Genomic DNA, 14,449 nt, shown 5'->3' with positions numbered 1-14,449 from the left:
CAATGAGCAATGAGCAATGAGCAATGAGCAATGAGCAGTAATCTAATAATCAATAATCAAAACTATGGCAATTAATTTAAAGAAAGGACAACGAATTTCATTAACCAAAGAAGATCCCAGTTTGCAGCAGATTATGTGTGGGTTGGGTTGGGATGTTGCCCAGAAATCTGGCGGATTTTGGGGAGGGAACAAACAGTTTGACCTCGATTCTTCAGTCTTGTGTTTGGATAATAATAAAAAATTACTCGATGTTAAAAATATAATTTACTTTGGTAATTTAAGACATAGCTCTGGAGCGATCGCCCATCAAGGAGATAACCTAACAGGTGCAGGGGAAGGAGACGACGAGATTATTAACATCGATCTGCCGTTAATTCCTCCTAACATTGTTTATCTGCTCTTTGCAATTAATATCTATAAATGTAACGAGCGTCGCCAAGATTTTGGTATGGTCGAAAATGCTTTTGTCCGTATGGTAAATCGCAATAGTAATCAAGAATTGGCTCGCTATAATCTCTCAGGCGAAGAATATCAAGGGATGACGGGCATGATTCTAGCCGAAGTTTATCGTCATAATGAAGAATGGAAAATGGCAGCAGTCGGCAACGGTTTTAAGATTGCCACCTTAGCAGACATCGCCAAAATTTATACTTAACTTGAGTTCGGGATCAACGCCAAATCCTTAGTTCAAATATCATTTGAAATTTGAACAAAACTATTTTTTGCTGTTGTTTCGTCCCAGAGCGTTATTGAGAAGATTCCAAAAGCTTACACATTATAGCTTACAGCCTATAGCTGTCTCAAGGGAGATTATCCTCAAATCGAAACAAATCTATCTTTGTTTCAATTGACTCAGAAAATTTTAGAATAAGAGATAAGCTTATCAAGCTATTTTAGATAAATTAATTTATATGATCAAGAGAAATACAGTAAATATTCAGTGTCTTGGATTACACTAAAGACGACTAAAGCTCGCTGGGAGGCTGAGTTGATGCAGCAAATATTAAACGCTTACGATATTCCTTGTCGCGTGCTTAATATTGGTGCAGGGATATATTGTGGCGATGGCAGCCAGGCAGCAATCCAGGTAAGAACTAAAGATCGGTGGACAGCCCTCCTACTTCTCAGCCCCGCTGAAGATGTTCAAGATTAAAGCCCTATAAAAAACCTAAATTTATGTCTTCTTTATTTGATTGGTTCGCCAATATTCGAAAAACTGAAGCTCCTTTACAAAAACAGCAAGAACGAGAAATTGCTGATGGATTGTGGACTAAATGCAACTCCTGTAGCTCGGTAGCTTACACAAAAGATCTTCAGGCTAATCAGTTAGTCTGTCCTGAATGCAATTATCATAATCGGGTAGAAAGTAGTGAAAGAATTAAGCAACTAATTGACCCAAATACCTGGAAGCCTCTAGACGAAAATATTCAGCCGATAGATCCACTAAAATTTCGCGATCGCAAAGACTATTCTGCTCGACTCCAAGACTATCAGGCAAAAACTGGCCTAACCGATGCAGTGCAAACAGGCACAGGTCTAATTGATGGTTTACCCGTAGCTTTAGGAGTCATGGACTTCAGCTTTATGGGGGGGAGTATGGGATCGGTTGTCGGCGAAAAGCTTTGTCGTTTAATCGAACACGCGACGGCAGAACAGTTCCCCGTCGTAGTTGTCTGTTCTTCAGGTGGGGCAAGAATGCAGGAAGGTTTATTTAGCCTGATGCAAATGGCAAAAATTTCGGGAGCATTACACCGCCATCAAACGGCTAAGTTACTTTATATTCCTGTTTTAACTCATCCAACTATGGGCGGAGTAACCGCTAGCTTCGCCATGTTGGGAGATGTGATTATTGCCGAACCCAAGGCAACTATCGGTTTTGCTGGAAGACGAGTCATTGAGCAAACTCTTCGAGAAAAACTGCCCGATGGCTTTCAAACCTCTGAATATCTTTTAGAGCATGGTTTTGTCGATTCGATTGTACCCCGAACTAATTTAAGAAAAACTTTAGCCCAGTTAATTAGTCTACATCAGCCTTTTTATTCATTAATGTCTCCCCTAGAAGAAAAAAACGGTCATTATTCGTCAGTAAATTCGGCAGCAACTAAAATTTGATTAAACTGTAAGAGTCAGAGTTAATAGTGAAGTGATTGGTGTTAAAGCTGATACCTTATAGCTTGACTAGTATTACTTCTAACTCGATCAATTTAAATTATTAATGACCTACAGATTAAATTTAAATTCCTTGATATCAATGCAACCTTATTTCTCCAAGCAATTATTTATCGTCATGCCTCTAATAATTGCAGCTAACCTGGGTTTATTGCCAGCATCAGCAACGGCTAATGACATACCCTTAACACAAACTGAAATTGACCAAAAGATTCAAACCATACCTCAATGGCAACAGTCAAAACAAACAATTACCCGTACTTTTGAATTCAAAAACTTTGTCGAAGCGATCGCTTTTGTCGATCAATTAGTTGAGCCTGCCGAAGCAGCCCAACACCATCCAGATTTGACTATTTCCTATAATAAAGTCACTGTTTCTCTCTCCTCTCACGATGCAGGAGGCTTAACTGATCAAGATTTTGCTTTGGCAAAAACTATCTCCAATATTGCTAAATGAAATGCTATTGTAAGTTGGTCGTCACTAATTAAACATCAGTCTATAAATGCAGCAGTTTTTCCGCGATCGCGTACCTTATAACTGGGTTAAAAATCTGCTTCTCGGCTTGTGCCTGGCTGCTTTTTTAAGCGTTCCAACTTCGGCTGATACTGTGATTAAAGAAGCCGAAATTTACAAAATCCGTAATCAAGTCGACATCAACTATGGTCAAAAACAAGATTGGAGTCAAGCCCAACTTGGCGATGTAATTGTACCTCAAGATTCTGTGCGTACTGGTGCTAATTCCCGCGCCGATATTCTATTTAATGAAGGCACTTTGGTGAGAACAGGCGCAGGTACTACCTTTCGTTTTCCTCCTGGTAAACGCAGCTTTGAATTGACCAGTGGAGCTGCCTTGATTATGATTCGTCCCGAACAAGGACAAAGCACCATCACTACTCCTGAAGCTAAAATAGTTTCTCAGGGAACAGCTTTGTTTGTGCAGCACAACCCTAAAAATAGCTCATCTTTGGTAGGAGTTCTGACGGATAGTCCTGCGGGTTTAGTGAAGGTGCAAAGTACTAATGGCGAAGTAACGATTCATTTACAGGCAGGTCAATTTGTGACAATTGTGCAGGGAGTTGTAGGTTTGGTCGAACATTTTGTCTTGCCGATGTTTTATGAGACTGTGGAACTCGCGGCTAGTTTGGGTCTAGAACCAGAAGCAAGGGAAAAGCTGCTCGCCGAAGAATCCCTAGAAGTACAGCAAACTATTCGAGCAGTTCAAGCAGAAGCGATCGCGCCATTACAAAATCAATTAAACTGGTTAAGAGGCTTTTGCCAGGTTCAAGTAAAAGAGGAAAACTTTGATTCTCTCTTAGAAATACTAGGTCTTAATCCTGCCAAGGTTAAGGCGGATCTATCAACTTCTGAGCAAGGTCTATTCCTGTTGCCAATGCGATCTCTTGAGGGTGTAATTTGGTTAGGCAAATATTGCGCCGATCATCTCCCACAAAATTTAAAATCCACTAATTAATCACCTAAAAGTTAAGAAAAATTAAGCAAATTAAATTTAGATTGATTTTGCCCAAGTTGTTGCTGCTGATGATTTTGATTCACAGATTTATTTAACATACTCTATAGTTATTGCTTAAACTGTAACAGGATTTACTTAAACATTACAGATTATTACTTTGTTTTTAATAAAGGAGACTACTGTAGGGTTAATCTTTTATCTTCAATATCGATGGATGAATCAAATGCATCTATCAAAATAGATAAAAAATAAATTTGTTGTCACAATTAAGGAGAGCTTAATGCTTGACGCTTTTTCCAGAGCCGTAGTAAGTGCAGATAGCAAAACTGCTTGCATAGGCGGAAACGAACTACAATCTCTAAAAAACTTTATTTCTGAAGGAAACAAACGTTTAGACGCTGTTAACACAATTGCTAGTAACGCTAGTTGCATTGTGTCTGATGCTGTTGCTGGTATGATTTGCGAAAACCAAGGCTTGATTCAAGCTGGTGGTAACTGTTATCCTAATCGTCGCATGGCTGCTTGTTTGCGCGATGGTGAAATCGTTCTACGTTACATTACTTACGCTCTATTATCTGGCGATGCTTCCGTACTAGAAGATCGTTGCTTGAACGGATTGAAAGAAACTTACACTGCTCTTGGTGTACCTTTACAATCTACTGGTCGCGCTGTTGGTATTATGAAAGCTGCTTCTTTGGCTCACATTAATAACAGCAATACTGAAGCTAATGGTGGCAAAAGATTCCGCAAAATGGAAATGAAAGATGGCGATTGCTCTGCAATCACTTCTGAAGCTGCAAGCTACTTCGACAGAGTAATTTCTGCCCTTAGCTAGGTTTGTGCTTAGTCTCAATGTTTTGGGCTGTTGGCACGAGCATTGAAAACTTACCATAATTTAATTTCAAGCAATTCAGGAGATAATTAATCAATGAAATCTGTTGTAACTACAGTTGTTACTGCTGCTGATGCGGCGGGACGCTTTCCCTCTACTTCTGACTTAGAGTCAGTCCAAGGTAGTCTTCAACGTGCTGCTGCTCGTATGGAAGCTGCTGAGAAACTAGCTGGTAATATCGATCAAGTTGCTCAAGAAGCTTATGATGCTGCTATCAAAAAGTATTCTTACTTGAACAACGACGGTGAAGCTAACTCAAATGACACCTTCAAAAGCAAGTGTCTTCGTGATGTTAAGCACTACATGCGCTTAGTTAACTATTGTTTAGTTGTTGGTGGTACTGGTCCTTTAGACGAATGGGGTATTGCTGGACAACGTGAAGTATATCGTTCTTTGAACTTGCCTACTGCTCCTTACGTAGAAGCTTTGACTTTTGCTCGTAACCGTGGTTGCGCTCCTCGCGATATGTCTTCTCAAGCATTAGTTGAATACAATACTCTATTAGACTACGTAATCAACTCTCTTTCTTAAGAGTTTGGTTGAAAAGTTTAATTTTAATAGACAGATATGATATGTCTGTTTCAATGATGGGGGCTTTAGGTCTGTTGCTGTGACTTTAGTAGGTTTTGGTATCAGCCTTAAAGCTCCTGTTGTATGTGTAATTGTTTTTTTGATTAGCTAGCTTGCTGAATAATATTAGGTAGTTAGATTTGTAGAATGATCTAAAGTTAATCAAAAATTATAAAATTTAATGACTAATGACTATTGACGCTTTATTTGCCAAACTGAAGCATCCCAATCCCAACCTACGCAGCAAAGCAATGTGGGAAATAGCCGAGGTGAAAGATGAAAATACGATTCCTCGTCTCATGAGCATTCTTGACCAGGAAGATGTACAGTATCGTCGCGCAGCAGTAAAAACTTTAGGCGTAATTGGTGCAGAAGTTGTTTCTCCTGTGGTTAATGCACTGCTAAATAGCGATAACCCTACAGTGCGCTCTAGCTGTGCCAAGGTGTTGGCACAAATTGCCGTTAATCATCCAGATGTACCAATGCCCGAAGAAGGTATCCAAGGATTGAAGCAAGCATTAAACGATCCCAATCCTGTAGTTAACATACCTGCGGTGATGACCTTGGGTGAAATCGGCTCGCCAGTATTTGACCTTTTAGTCGAAACCTTAAACACCACTGACAACATCGTGGTTCAAATGTCGATTGTCAATGCTTTAGGCTCAATGGGGGACGAAAGAGGAGTAGAAGTTTTAAGGCATCTTAGTCAAAATAAATCTGCCGATCCTTACCTTCAAGAATCAGCAACTAGCGCACTATCTCGTTTAGAGATGGTGATGAAATACGACAGTTAATTTTGACTAATAGTCACAGCAGCACAAAGTTCAGGCGATTTTTGAGCGGGGGGCGTAACGTTTACTATCAAATCTTATTTTTGTTCTTTACAGCGAAATCTGCCTTCAACAAAATCTCTTTTGACCAGATGTTTAGTTTTACGTCCTGTAACTCGCTTACGCCACATTTTAAAGCTAGAATGCTTCATTTCTTGGCGCATTAAAGTAATCACTGCTTGCTCCTTTAAGCCGAATTGGGCTTCAATTGCAGCGAAGGGAGTACGATCTTCCCATGCCATTTCCACTATGCGGTCTATAGTTTTAACGTCTAATTCTGGTAATTTCATTAGTACTAGGAAATATTAGAAATTTATACTCAACACATTATTTTCATTATTACTTAAATAATATGGCTATAGTTTGGTCAAAAGAAATAAATGATCAATTAATAAGTATTCTCATTTAGATTCCTGGCAACCGCTACTCCACAAGGGGTTTAACCTATCTAGGTGATTGAATTAATAAAGAGTCTAATTGTCTTTGACTATCTAATTTATAAAGATCATCGCAACCACCTAAATGTTGTCCGTCAATAAAAATTTGTGGCACAGACCGCTTACCATTTGAGCGTTGCGCCATTCTCTCTCTAGCTTCATTATCACCGTCAATTTTATATTCAGTAAAATTAACTCCCTTCCACCACAGAAGTAATTTGGCACGAATACAAAAAGGACAAGTCGCCCAGGTGTATATTTCTACATTGGCTTTAATACGCTCTGGATGGCGGTTTAAAAGAGGATTAAGAAAATCGAGCATTTTCAAAAATTGACTTTATTGACTTTTGTGTTGTGCGTATATTATAGCGATTGTTGCTATGTCTACAGTTTGCGATCGCATCTGATATTGCAGCGCTCAAATATAAAATATATTTATCTATTCTGCTCTAAAGTGTTCCTAGCTTGTAGCTTGTTTATGACAATCACAAACATCAAGAATCACTGTTTAATTTTGGGCAAGCTAAGAGTATGTTTAAACAACTGCTCTCGGTTTTTCTCGAATCTCGTTGTGAATTTTGTCAACGCACTACTTCTCATATTTTATGTGAATACTGTTGGCAAAAGCTGTCTAGTCATCAGTTGTCAAAAAGCGATCGCCTTAAGCTCGATCAGACTCAGAATATCTTTGCCTGGGGTAGGTATGATGGACAGTTGAAAAGAGCGATCGCCCTGATGAAATACCAGCGTAAACCAGAAATTGCGGATGTGTTGGGAATACTTTTAGCAAAGGCTTGGTTAGAGAGTAAATCAATTAAACTTCCACCCAAAATAACTGTCGTGCCAATTCCGCTACATGTCAAAAAGCAGGAAGAGCGAGGTTTTAATCAGGCAGAAGTTATGGCAAAAAGTTTTTGTCAAATTACTACAGGATATCAATTAAATACCCAGGCTTTAATTCGGGTTAAAGAAACCGAAGCAATGTTCAATCTAAAAACTTTAGCAGCCAGAGATAACAATATACAGGGTGCATTACAAATAGGTGCAAAACTACCAAAATATCCAGTTCTGCTGCTAGATGATATTCATACGACAGGAACTACGGTTAAAGAAGCAATTAAAATACTTCAACACAAACAGATTGAGGTAATTGGTGTGGCAGTAGCTGCTAAAGCAGGGATTCGACAATGAGCAATGAGCAATGAGCAATGAGCAATGAACAACGAAGCAATGAGCAGTAATTAGCTTGTCGGCGAAAAGCCCCATGTCTATATTCTTCGATTCAGCGTTCGGTAGTTCACGTCAGCTTTAAGCTCTAAGCTTCTCCCGAATTTAAGTCTAAACAATAAAAGTATTTGTTTCTGGGGGAACATCCTGCCAGCGCCCTTCCCCTACAGCTCTGATGGCTTCTTTAAGACTTACATCTCCCGTATAAATTGCCCGACCAACAATTACACCTGTAACGCCGATCAACTCTAGCCCTAAAAGACTTAATAAGTCAGTTAATGAACTTACCCCACCAGAGGCAATTACAGGAATATCAATTGCTGAGGCTAATTCTCTGAGAGCATCCATATTTGGTCCCGATAAAGTGCCATCACGATGAATATCGGTATAAATAATTGCTGCTGCTCCCTGTTGAGCCATCCGTTGAGCTAAATCTGTCGCGGCAACCTCGGAAGTTTCCAACCATCCCCTAGTAGCTACCATGCCGTTACGAGCATCAATACCGACAACAATCCGTTCGGGAAACTCCTGACACAATTCAATGACCAACTCTGGTTTTTCGACTGCTACAGTACCCAAAATAGCTCGCTGTACCCCCGTCTTGAGTAATCTAGCTACACCCTCGCGATCGCGTAAGCCACCGCCAACCTGAACGGGAATATCAATTGCTGAGGCGATCGCTTCAATTACTGACAGATTTACTGATTTACCTGCTTTTGCTCCGTCTAAATCAACTACATGGAGTCTGGTTGCTCCTTCTGCTGCCCATTGCAGGGCTACTTCTACAGGATTGTCGTTGTAAATTGAAGCCTGGTTATAATCACCTTGATAAAGACGAACACACTTGCCGTCTAGTAAATCTATTGCGGGAATGACTTCCATAATTGCTGATTACTAATTGTTAAGTACTGACTTTTAACTTTTAACTTTTAACTTTTAACTTCTAATATTAGGTGCGGGCATAAAGTTGCTCTGCCCACAGCTGCACTGATTCAGAGAATAAAGAATGATAGTTTTGTAATTCAATATTATTCATTCCCAAGCGTCGGGCTTTATCAAACAAATAAACTAGAGATCGCGTTGCTTCTTCCGCTGCTTGAGGAGTTTTAGGAGAGACTTTGAGCAAGGCTTCTAATTCTTTTTTGACGGGAATAAGGGACTCGCGATCGCCTCCACTAACGGAAAAAGATCGTGCTGGCTCTTCTTCTTCCAATAGTTGTCCTTCAGGGGGTATATAGGTATGAGTCCGAGCATCATAGGCTAAAACATTTCCTGTTTCTATGTTGTAAACCCAGGCGTAGATCTTCAGTCTGCCTTGATGTAGTCTGGCTCTAATGATCGGATAGGTTTTAAGATTATCAATTTGAATGAGGACGTTTTCTGCCACCAGCATATCCATCAAATCTTCGTCATTGTAGTGAGAATAGTTTTCCATCACTAAACGACGAGTTGCTTCCGCGTGCTTGAGCCAATCGTAAACCAGAGGCATGTCTTTTTGCAGCTTATTAAGCTTTAATAATCCTTTCATTGCCCCGCAGTTAGAATGTCCGCAGATCACTATCTGCTCGATCCCCAAAGCGCTGATGGCATATTCAATTGTGCCACCTTCACCACCATTAGCAGCACCGTAGGGAGGAATAATATTGCCTGCGTTGCGGATGACAAAGAGTTCTCCCACATCGGTATTGGTGATGAGGTTCGGATCGACTCTAGAATCTGAACAGGCGACAAATAGTACCCTCGGCTTCTGACCAAGAGCAAGCTGCTCCAATAGCTCTTGATGACTACTGACATATGTTTTCCTGAATTTATCTAGACCACGAATTAACTTCTTCACTCTCTACCTATCTGCTCTGAAAATTGAAAACTTCAATCTTTATTATCTAACGTCTGGTGTGAATTAGGAAAAAAGGCAGAAAAGACAGAAGATGAAAGTTATCAAGCTGTACATCTAAATATCTTTCCTTATGAACAGCATAGATTTTGAGAGCCTTTTTGTCTCGCTTTCTTGAATCCCAGTTTCTTAGCAACTTTTTCTAATTCTTTTGCTTTAGCTGGCATTGGCAGCAACCAATTCAACATCTTGAGGAAGAGAATGCCCCATTTCTTGATAGTCTTCTTGTATCATAGCAAACACATTGTTTAACTCCGCTCTTGCTGCCTCAGAAGTTTCTCCCCAAGCATGACATCCTTCAATTGCAGGTACATAAGCAACAAAAGTATTATTATCGTCAGGACGAATAACGATGGTGTAGTCTTGCAAAAATTTCATTAATCACTCGATTTAGTAAACAAACAATCAATATTCTCAATTATAAGTAGCTGGGTGGAATTAAATATAAAATAACGGATTCTTATTTTTCTCCCCTACTCCACCACCTCATATCAGTCTTTAAATTAATTATGCCTAGCTACTTAAGAGCTTGTTTATATTATATTGAGATAATTTAGCGATCGCTCTGGCTCAACAAAATCTAACTCAAACAGCGATCACTAAAACCAGGCTTGTAAGTTCAAAGACAAAACAAAAGAAAATAATTGCTGTACTTTACCTAGCTGAGATAGTTTATTTATTTTGTTCAAGACGAATACGAATGATGCTCGACGATCATTCAGCGATCGCCTTTTTTCTCATAGAGAAAAGTATATCGTACAGGGACTTCTACTATTAAATTGTTATTTGTCCTATCATAATAATGATAATCATTATGAAAAAAGTTAAAAATCCTCAAAACCAAATGTGGGCAATATTAAGCGGAATTGAAGGTAATTTAGCAGCTTACGAGGCAGTATTAGCAGATATCAAAAGCCAAACAGTTACTGTAGAAGAATTTTATATCTTGGGTGACTTAATAGCAGCTAATCCAGATAGCGAAAAAGTAATTAAACGCATTCAAAACCCTTTACCTGGAGAATTAGAACCACAAGTATGCGTTGGTTGGTGGGAAGAACAATGTTTTGCTTTACATGGTTTAGGTTCGATGGCAGAACCAACAGAATTAATCGATCGCTTTGGTAAAGAAACTGTTAAACTTCTTTGGGATTCAGTATCTCGCGAAACCGTACAATGGTTACGCAATTGTCACTTTGGTTTTTTTGAACTGGATTGTTTGTTAATCCACGGAAGTACTGTCGGTGTCAGTGATAAATTGAACCCTGAAACTAAACCCTGGCAAATGTTAGACCGCTTGCAAAGAGTAGAGGCAAATCATCTCTTTTGTGGTCGTTCGGGTCAAGTATTTGAATATCAATTACAAGGGGGTTCGGTTAATAGTTCAGTAATGACTTTAGATGATCGGCAACCTGTTCAAACTATTACTGCACCTCAAAGAAGAGTTATCGGGGTGGGAAATGTGGGGAGAGAACCAGGCAAGGCTACTTATACTCTCTATAGTCCGAAAAGCGATCGCCTAGAGTTTAAAACAGTTTATTATGGCAACAAACAGAGATTCGCTACTTAGTTTTGATTTTTTTCTTGAATAAAAATATGACTCGTCCAAACTTTACTCTATCCGATGCCTTACCATCTATACCTAAAACTGGAATGCCAGTAACGATTATTACTGGTTTTTTAGGCAGTGGTAAAACTACGCTACTCAATCAAATTTTACAAAATAAAGATAATTTAAAAGTAGCTATTTTAGTTAACGAATTTGGCGATATTAACATTGACGAGCAACTGCTAATCTCAGTTGAATCAGATATGGTAGAGCTTGATAATGGTTGTATCTGTTGTACGATTAATGACAGTTTGGTAGATGCTGTTTATCGGGTTTTAGAAAGAGAAGAAAAAGTAGATTATTTAGTAATTGAAACTACAGGATTGGCTGATCCGTTACCAATTCTTTTAACTTTTCTTTCTACAGAATTAAAATTTTTAACTCGCATCGATGCTGTAATTACAGTTGTTGATGCAGCAGCTTTTGATCTGAAACATTTTGAGAGCGACACTGCACTCAGCCAAATTAGATATGGTGATTTGGTTATTTTAAATAAAATTGATTTAGCAACCAAGGAGCAAATTGCCGAATTAGAAGCATTTATTAGTGATATTAAGCCAGGATTTAGAATTTTACAGAGTGAATATGGCAAAGTACCTTTACCTCTAATTTTAGATATTGGTATAACTCAAGAAAATTATTATCAAGATCAGATTTCCGAGTTTCGACGCGATCGCGCATCTTTTAATAATCATTTAGAAAATGATGGTTTTAGTTTTGTTTCCTTCCAAAGCGATCGCCCATTTGAACTTAAGAAATTTGAGCATTTTTTAACTGAACAATTACCAAATAATGTGTTTCGTGCCAAAGGAATTTTGTGGTTTCAAGAAAGCGAATCACGACATATTTTTCAACTTAGTGGTCCTCGTTACGATCTAGAAGCTGATGATTGGAAGACTCAACCAAAAAATGAAATTGTTTTCATTGGACATAATTTAGATGAATCTTTAACTAAAAAACTTAATAATTGTTTAAGTACCCAGTGCATCGCTTAATTTCCTATGAATTTCTACTTTTTTGTAGCTGAAGTAGAAATTTATTTTTGGCAATGATTAGGATATATAAACAAAAAATAAATACTTACTAAATTAATTTCTTAATTGAAGCAGTTTCAAATTAGTTGGCTTACCAACAACGTCCATCAAAGATGGTTTTGGATGTAATCCAAAATAGGCGATCATTTGTTGAACAGACTCCAAAGAATTTAAATCTTCAATGTTCGTCTCGTAATACTTAATTTTAGGGTACTTTTGTTTGAAAGCTGTTGTTTTTTTATGTATTTCTTCTACGTACCACTGGAGACATTCTAACTCATAATCAATTAACCATTGTGGATACTTGAAATCCTGTTTGAAAACGTTTCTGACAAGCCCTTTATTACCCCTTAACATCAACTTCGCAAAACGAGCATATTGGTATGTTACCTTGGGAGAAATTAAGAGTTTAGGTGGTGTAGTTAGAGGATCTTTCATCTCAGGTGTGCTAATCCAGTCTCTGCCGAATCGCTTGAGGGGAGAACAACCTATTCTCAAAAGACTCTTGGCGATCTTGGATTTTTCTCTCTTGAGAATAATAACGCCTATTCTGTCTTCAGGAAGATACTGAGGAATAAACCATCCAAATCCCTTAATGAAACAGTGATTTGTTTCAACATATACTTGATGTTCTGACTTTAACTGTTTAATAATCTGAGCCTTTTTTTTCGCCAATTTTCTCATTGGCTCTAGATTACCCCGGGAATAACGAATCATAGCTTGTCCATTACCTACTGGTTTTGGCTCGTGAAAAGATCGACAACCTGAAATGTGATTTAATATATTTGCCAGATAATCCGAACCAGATCTTCCTGTGTTAATCGAGAATATGTAATCAGTTTTTTTATCCATATTTTTTATCGATCGTGAATTGTTCGCTTCGCTAACCCCAAACTTACAATAACTATTAATCGATCATAATTGTATTAATCGTCTCGTCAAAGTTCAGAATTTATTTTTTCTGCGTTTGCTCTCAATTCTCCAACAGTTATCGAGCCAATCAATCAACTCACTACGAGATGCAGTTGACTGTTTGACTACACAGCAAAGCTGAGCGATCGCACTTGGATTATTGATTTCTACTTGTAGAGGTTGATTGGTTAAACAGCTGCAAGGAATTTCGAGCTGCTGTAAACGATAATATATGCTCCAGCGTTGATTAAAATTTATCTCAATAGAGTGAGTGATTGGCTGATTCGAAGTACTAGGTTTCATGCTTTTGCTTAACAAGAATATTATTAGTTTATTTTTTTAATAAAGCGTATTTTGATGAACGTAGTCGAAGACTCTAAGTATTTGTACAGGAGTATTGTTAGCTCATGCTTCTCGAATCTAATATACAGCTTAATGCTAATAGATAGCAACAAATATAAATTATCTTGATTACAAATCAAGTTCTGTATGATGCTTTAGTTGCGATAAGTTTTGACTACTTATTGAGAATCAATTGTATTTTGCAAAAACTAATACTTATGTGATGCAACCGAAAAACAATAGCTTATAAGTCATAAGTAATAAGCTTTAGAAAGATTAATATTTTTTTTGGTTGAGGTTTTTGAAAATTATTTAGTGACTTTTTGATTCGCAATAAGCTATTCGTGTTAGGTTAATATTATCCAGGAAAAATATTGAATGAGAGAGCAAGAATTATGTCTACTACCACAGGTTTATTACGTCCGTTTGGTCATGTAGAAGATAATCCAGTATTACTAGATAAAAGCGTTACTACCCCCGTCTGTGAAGGCTTTAATGCTGTCTTGTCTAGCTTCCAAGGTTTATACTTGCAATATCAAAAACACCATTTCGTAGTTGAAGGCTCTGAATATTATTCACTGCATGAGTTTTTTGCCGAAAGCTATGAAGAAGTCCAGGGTCACGTTCACGAAATAGGTGAACGTCAAAACGGCTTGGGTGGTATTCCTGCTGCAAGTTTTAGTAAGCTGGCTGAATTATGCTGCTTTGAACAAGAAGAAGATGGTGTGTTTGGCGAACGTCAGATGGTAGAACACGATCTCTCAGCCGAGCAAGAAATTATCAAGTTACTACGTCAACAAGCTGCTCAAGCAGAAAGTTTAGGCGATCGCGCTACTCGCTATTTATACGAGCAAATTTTGCTAAAAACTGAAGAAAGAGCTTATCACTTACACCACTTTTTAGTTCACGATAGTTTGACTCTGGCTTTTGTTGGGAATAGTGCCAATGGTTCTAATTAGCACAATGATTAAGAAATATTTGGGCGTTGGTGAATGCGTAATGTTTTGCTTTCGGGTTAACTAATAACTGTTAAGTAGCTAGGCATAATTAATTTAAAGACTGAT

19 protein-coding genes are annotated in these 14,449 nt (G+C 38.2%); 12 read left to right on the top strand and 7 right to left on the bottom strand.

The features are described from left to right. Window positions 1-64: 64 nt before the first annotated feature. The 8 genes from C7B62_RS20245 to C7B62_RS20210 all read left to right on the top strand — a co-directional run bounded on the left by C7B62_RS20245 (window position 65) and on the right by C7B62_RS20210 (window position 5,897). Window positions 65-655, top strand: coding sequence for a TerD family protein (locus tag C7B62_RS20245; protein ID WP_106241433.1), 591 nt, complete (start codon window positions 65-67; stop codon window positions 653-655). 285 nt (window positions 656-940) lie between these two features. After that, the gene (locus C7B62_RS20240; RefSeq protein ID WP_106241429.1) at window positions 941-1,153 is read left to right on the top strand and encodes a hypothetical protein; all 213 of its coding nucleotides are present in this window, start codon (window positions 941-943) and stop codon (window positions 1,151-1,153) included. Between the two features lie 23 nt (window positions 1,154-1,176). Next, the gene (gene accD / locus C7B62_RS20235) at window positions 1,177-2,112 is read left to right on the top strand and encodes an acetyl-CoA carboxylase, carboxyltransferase subunit beta (protein ID WP_106241426.1); all 936 of its coding nucleotides are present in this window, start codon (window positions 1,177-1,179) and stop codon (window positions 2,110-2,112) included. 103 nt (window positions 2,113-2,215) lie between these two features. Then, window positions 2,216-2,626, top strand: a complete 411-nt coding sequence (locus tag C7B62_RS20230; protein WP_233220070.1) for a 4a-hydroxytetrahydrobiopterin dehydratase — start codon at window positions 2,216-2,218, stop codon at window positions 2,624-2,626. Window positions 2,627-2,672: 46 nt separating this feature from the next. Then, on the top strand, window positions 2,673-3,641 hold the full coding sequence (locus tag C7B62_RS20225) for a FecR family protein (RefSeq protein ID WP_106241421.1): 969 nt from the start codon (window positions 2,673-2,675) through the stop codon (window positions 3,639-3,641). A 280-nt stretch (window positions 3,642-3,921) separates the two neighbouring features. Beyond that, the gene (locus C7B62_RS20220; protein ID WP_106241418.1) at window positions 3,922-4,476 is read left to right on the top strand and encodes a bleomycin hydrolase; all 555 of its coding nucleotides are present in this window, start codon (window positions 3,922-3,924) and stop codon (window positions 4,474-4,476) included. 93 nt (window positions 4,477-4,569) lie between these two features. After that, the gene (locus C7B62_RS20215) at window positions 4,570-5,064 is read left to right on the top strand and encodes a bleomycin hydrolase (RefSeq protein WP_106241416.1); all 495 of its coding nucleotides are present in this window, start codon (window positions 4,570-4,572) and stop codon (window positions 5,062-5,064) included. 227 nt (window positions 5,065-5,291) lie between these two features. Further along, on the top strand, window positions 5,292-5,897 hold the full coding sequence (locus C7B62_RS20210) for a HEAT repeat domain-containing protein (RefSeq protein WP_106241413.1): 606 nt from the start codon (window positions 5,292-5,294) through the stop codon (window positions 5,895-5,897). Between the two features lie 74 nt (window positions 5,898-5,971). On the opposite strand, the gene C7B62_RS20205 is transcribed toward C7B62_RS20210, so the two are convergent. Both C7B62_RS20205 and grxC read right to left on the bottom strand, forming a co-directional pair. Further along, a complete protein-coding gene (locus tag C7B62_RS20205; RefSeq protein ID WP_106241410.1) occupies window positions 5,972-6,223 on the bottom strand; it encodes a TIGR03643 family protein in 252 nt (83 codons plus the stop codon). A gap of 154 nt (window positions 6,224-6,377) precedes the next feature. Then, window positions 6,378-6,692 (bottom strand): glutaredoxin 3, encoded by a 315-nt coding sequence (gene grxC, locus C7B62_RS20200; protein ID WP_106241407.1) that lies wholly within the window; start codon window positions 6,690-6,692, stop codon window positions 6,378-6,380. A gap of 209 nt (window positions 6,693-6,901) precedes the next feature. Between grxC and C7B62_RS20195 the strand changes: the two genes are divergently transcribed. Continuing rightward, on the top strand, window positions 6,902-7,561 hold the full coding sequence (locus C7B62_RS20195) for a ComF family protein (protein WP_106241404.1): 660 nt from the start codon (window positions 6,902-6,904) through the stop codon (window positions 7,559-7,561). A 147-nt stretch (window positions 7,562-7,708) separates the two neighbouring features. On the opposite strand, the gene hisA is transcribed toward C7B62_RS20195, so the two are convergent. The 3 genes from hisA to C7B62_RS20180 form a co-directional block, all read right to left on the bottom strand. Then, on the bottom strand, window positions 7,709-8,479 hold the full coding sequence (gene hisA / locus C7B62_RS20190) for a 1-(5-phosphoribosyl)-5-[(5-phosphoribosylamino)methylideneamino]imidazole-4-carboxamide isomerase (protein ID WP_106241400.1): 771 nt from the start codon (window positions 8,477-8,479) through the stop codon (window positions 7,709-7,711). A gap of 67 nt (window positions 8,480-8,546) precedes the next feature. After that, window positions 8,547-9,434: a carbonic anhydrase gene (locus C7B62_RS20185; RefSeq protein WP_106241397.1), complete on the bottom strand. Its 888-nt coding sequence runs from the start codon at window positions 9,432-9,434 to the stop codon at window positions 8,547-8,549. Window positions 9,435-9,647: 213 nt separating this feature from the next. Continuing rightward, window positions 9,648-9,869, bottom strand: a complete 222-nt coding sequence (locus C7B62_RS20180) for a type II toxin-antitoxin system HicB family antitoxin (protein WP_106241393.1) — start codon at window positions 9,867-9,869, stop codon at window positions 9,648-9,650. 466 nt (window positions 9,870-10,335) lie between these two features. On the opposite strand from C7B62_RS20180, the gene C7B62_RS20175 reads away from it, so the two are divergent. After that, window positions 10,336-11,058, top strand: a complete 723-nt coding sequence (locus tag C7B62_RS20175; RefSeq protein ID WP_106241436.1) for a metallophosphatase — start codon at window positions 10,336-10,338, stop codon at window positions 11,056-11,058. Between the two features lie 26 nt (window positions 11,059-11,084). Then, a complete protein-coding gene (locus C7B62_RS20170; RefSeq protein ID WP_106241389.1) occupies window positions 11,085-12,092 on the top strand; it encodes a GTP-binding protein in 1,008 nt (335 codons plus the stop codon). Between the two features lie 93 nt (window positions 12,093-12,185). Here the strand turns inward: C7B62_RS20170 and C7B62_RS20165 are convergent, their stop codons facing one another. Together C7B62_RS20165 and C7B62_RS20160 are read right to left on the bottom strand one after the other, a co-directional pair. Further along, complete coding sequence (locus C7B62_RS20165) at window positions 12,186-12,983, bottom strand: hypothetical protein (protein WP_106241386.1); 798 nt, start codon at window positions 12,981-12,983, stop codon at window positions 12,186-12,188. Window positions 12,984-13,076: 93 nt separating this feature from the next. Beyond that, complete coding sequence (locus C7B62_RS20160; RefSeq protein ID WP_106241383.1) at window positions 13,077-13,346, bottom strand: Asr1405/Asl0597 family protein; 270 nt, start codon at window positions 13,344-13,346, stop codon at window positions 13,077-13,079. A 434-nt stretch (window positions 13,347-13,780) separates the two neighbouring features. Here C7B62_RS20160 and C7B62_RS20155 point away from each other — a divergent pair, with 434 nt between their 5' ends. Beyond that, a complete protein-coding gene (locus tag C7B62_RS20155; RefSeq protein WP_106241379.1) occupies window positions 13,781-14,344 on the top strand; it encodes a Dps family protein in 564 nt (187 codons plus the stop codon). Window positions 14,345-14,449: the final 105 nt, after the last annotated feature.

The organism is Pleurocapsa sp. CCALA 161, assembly GCF_003003995.1.
GTDB lineage: Bacteria > Cyanobacteriota > Cyanobacteriia > Cyanobacteriales > Xenococcaceae > Waterburya.
Note: the sequence above shows the minus strand (reverse complement) of the source record. Positions and strands in the feature narration are given on the sequence as shown.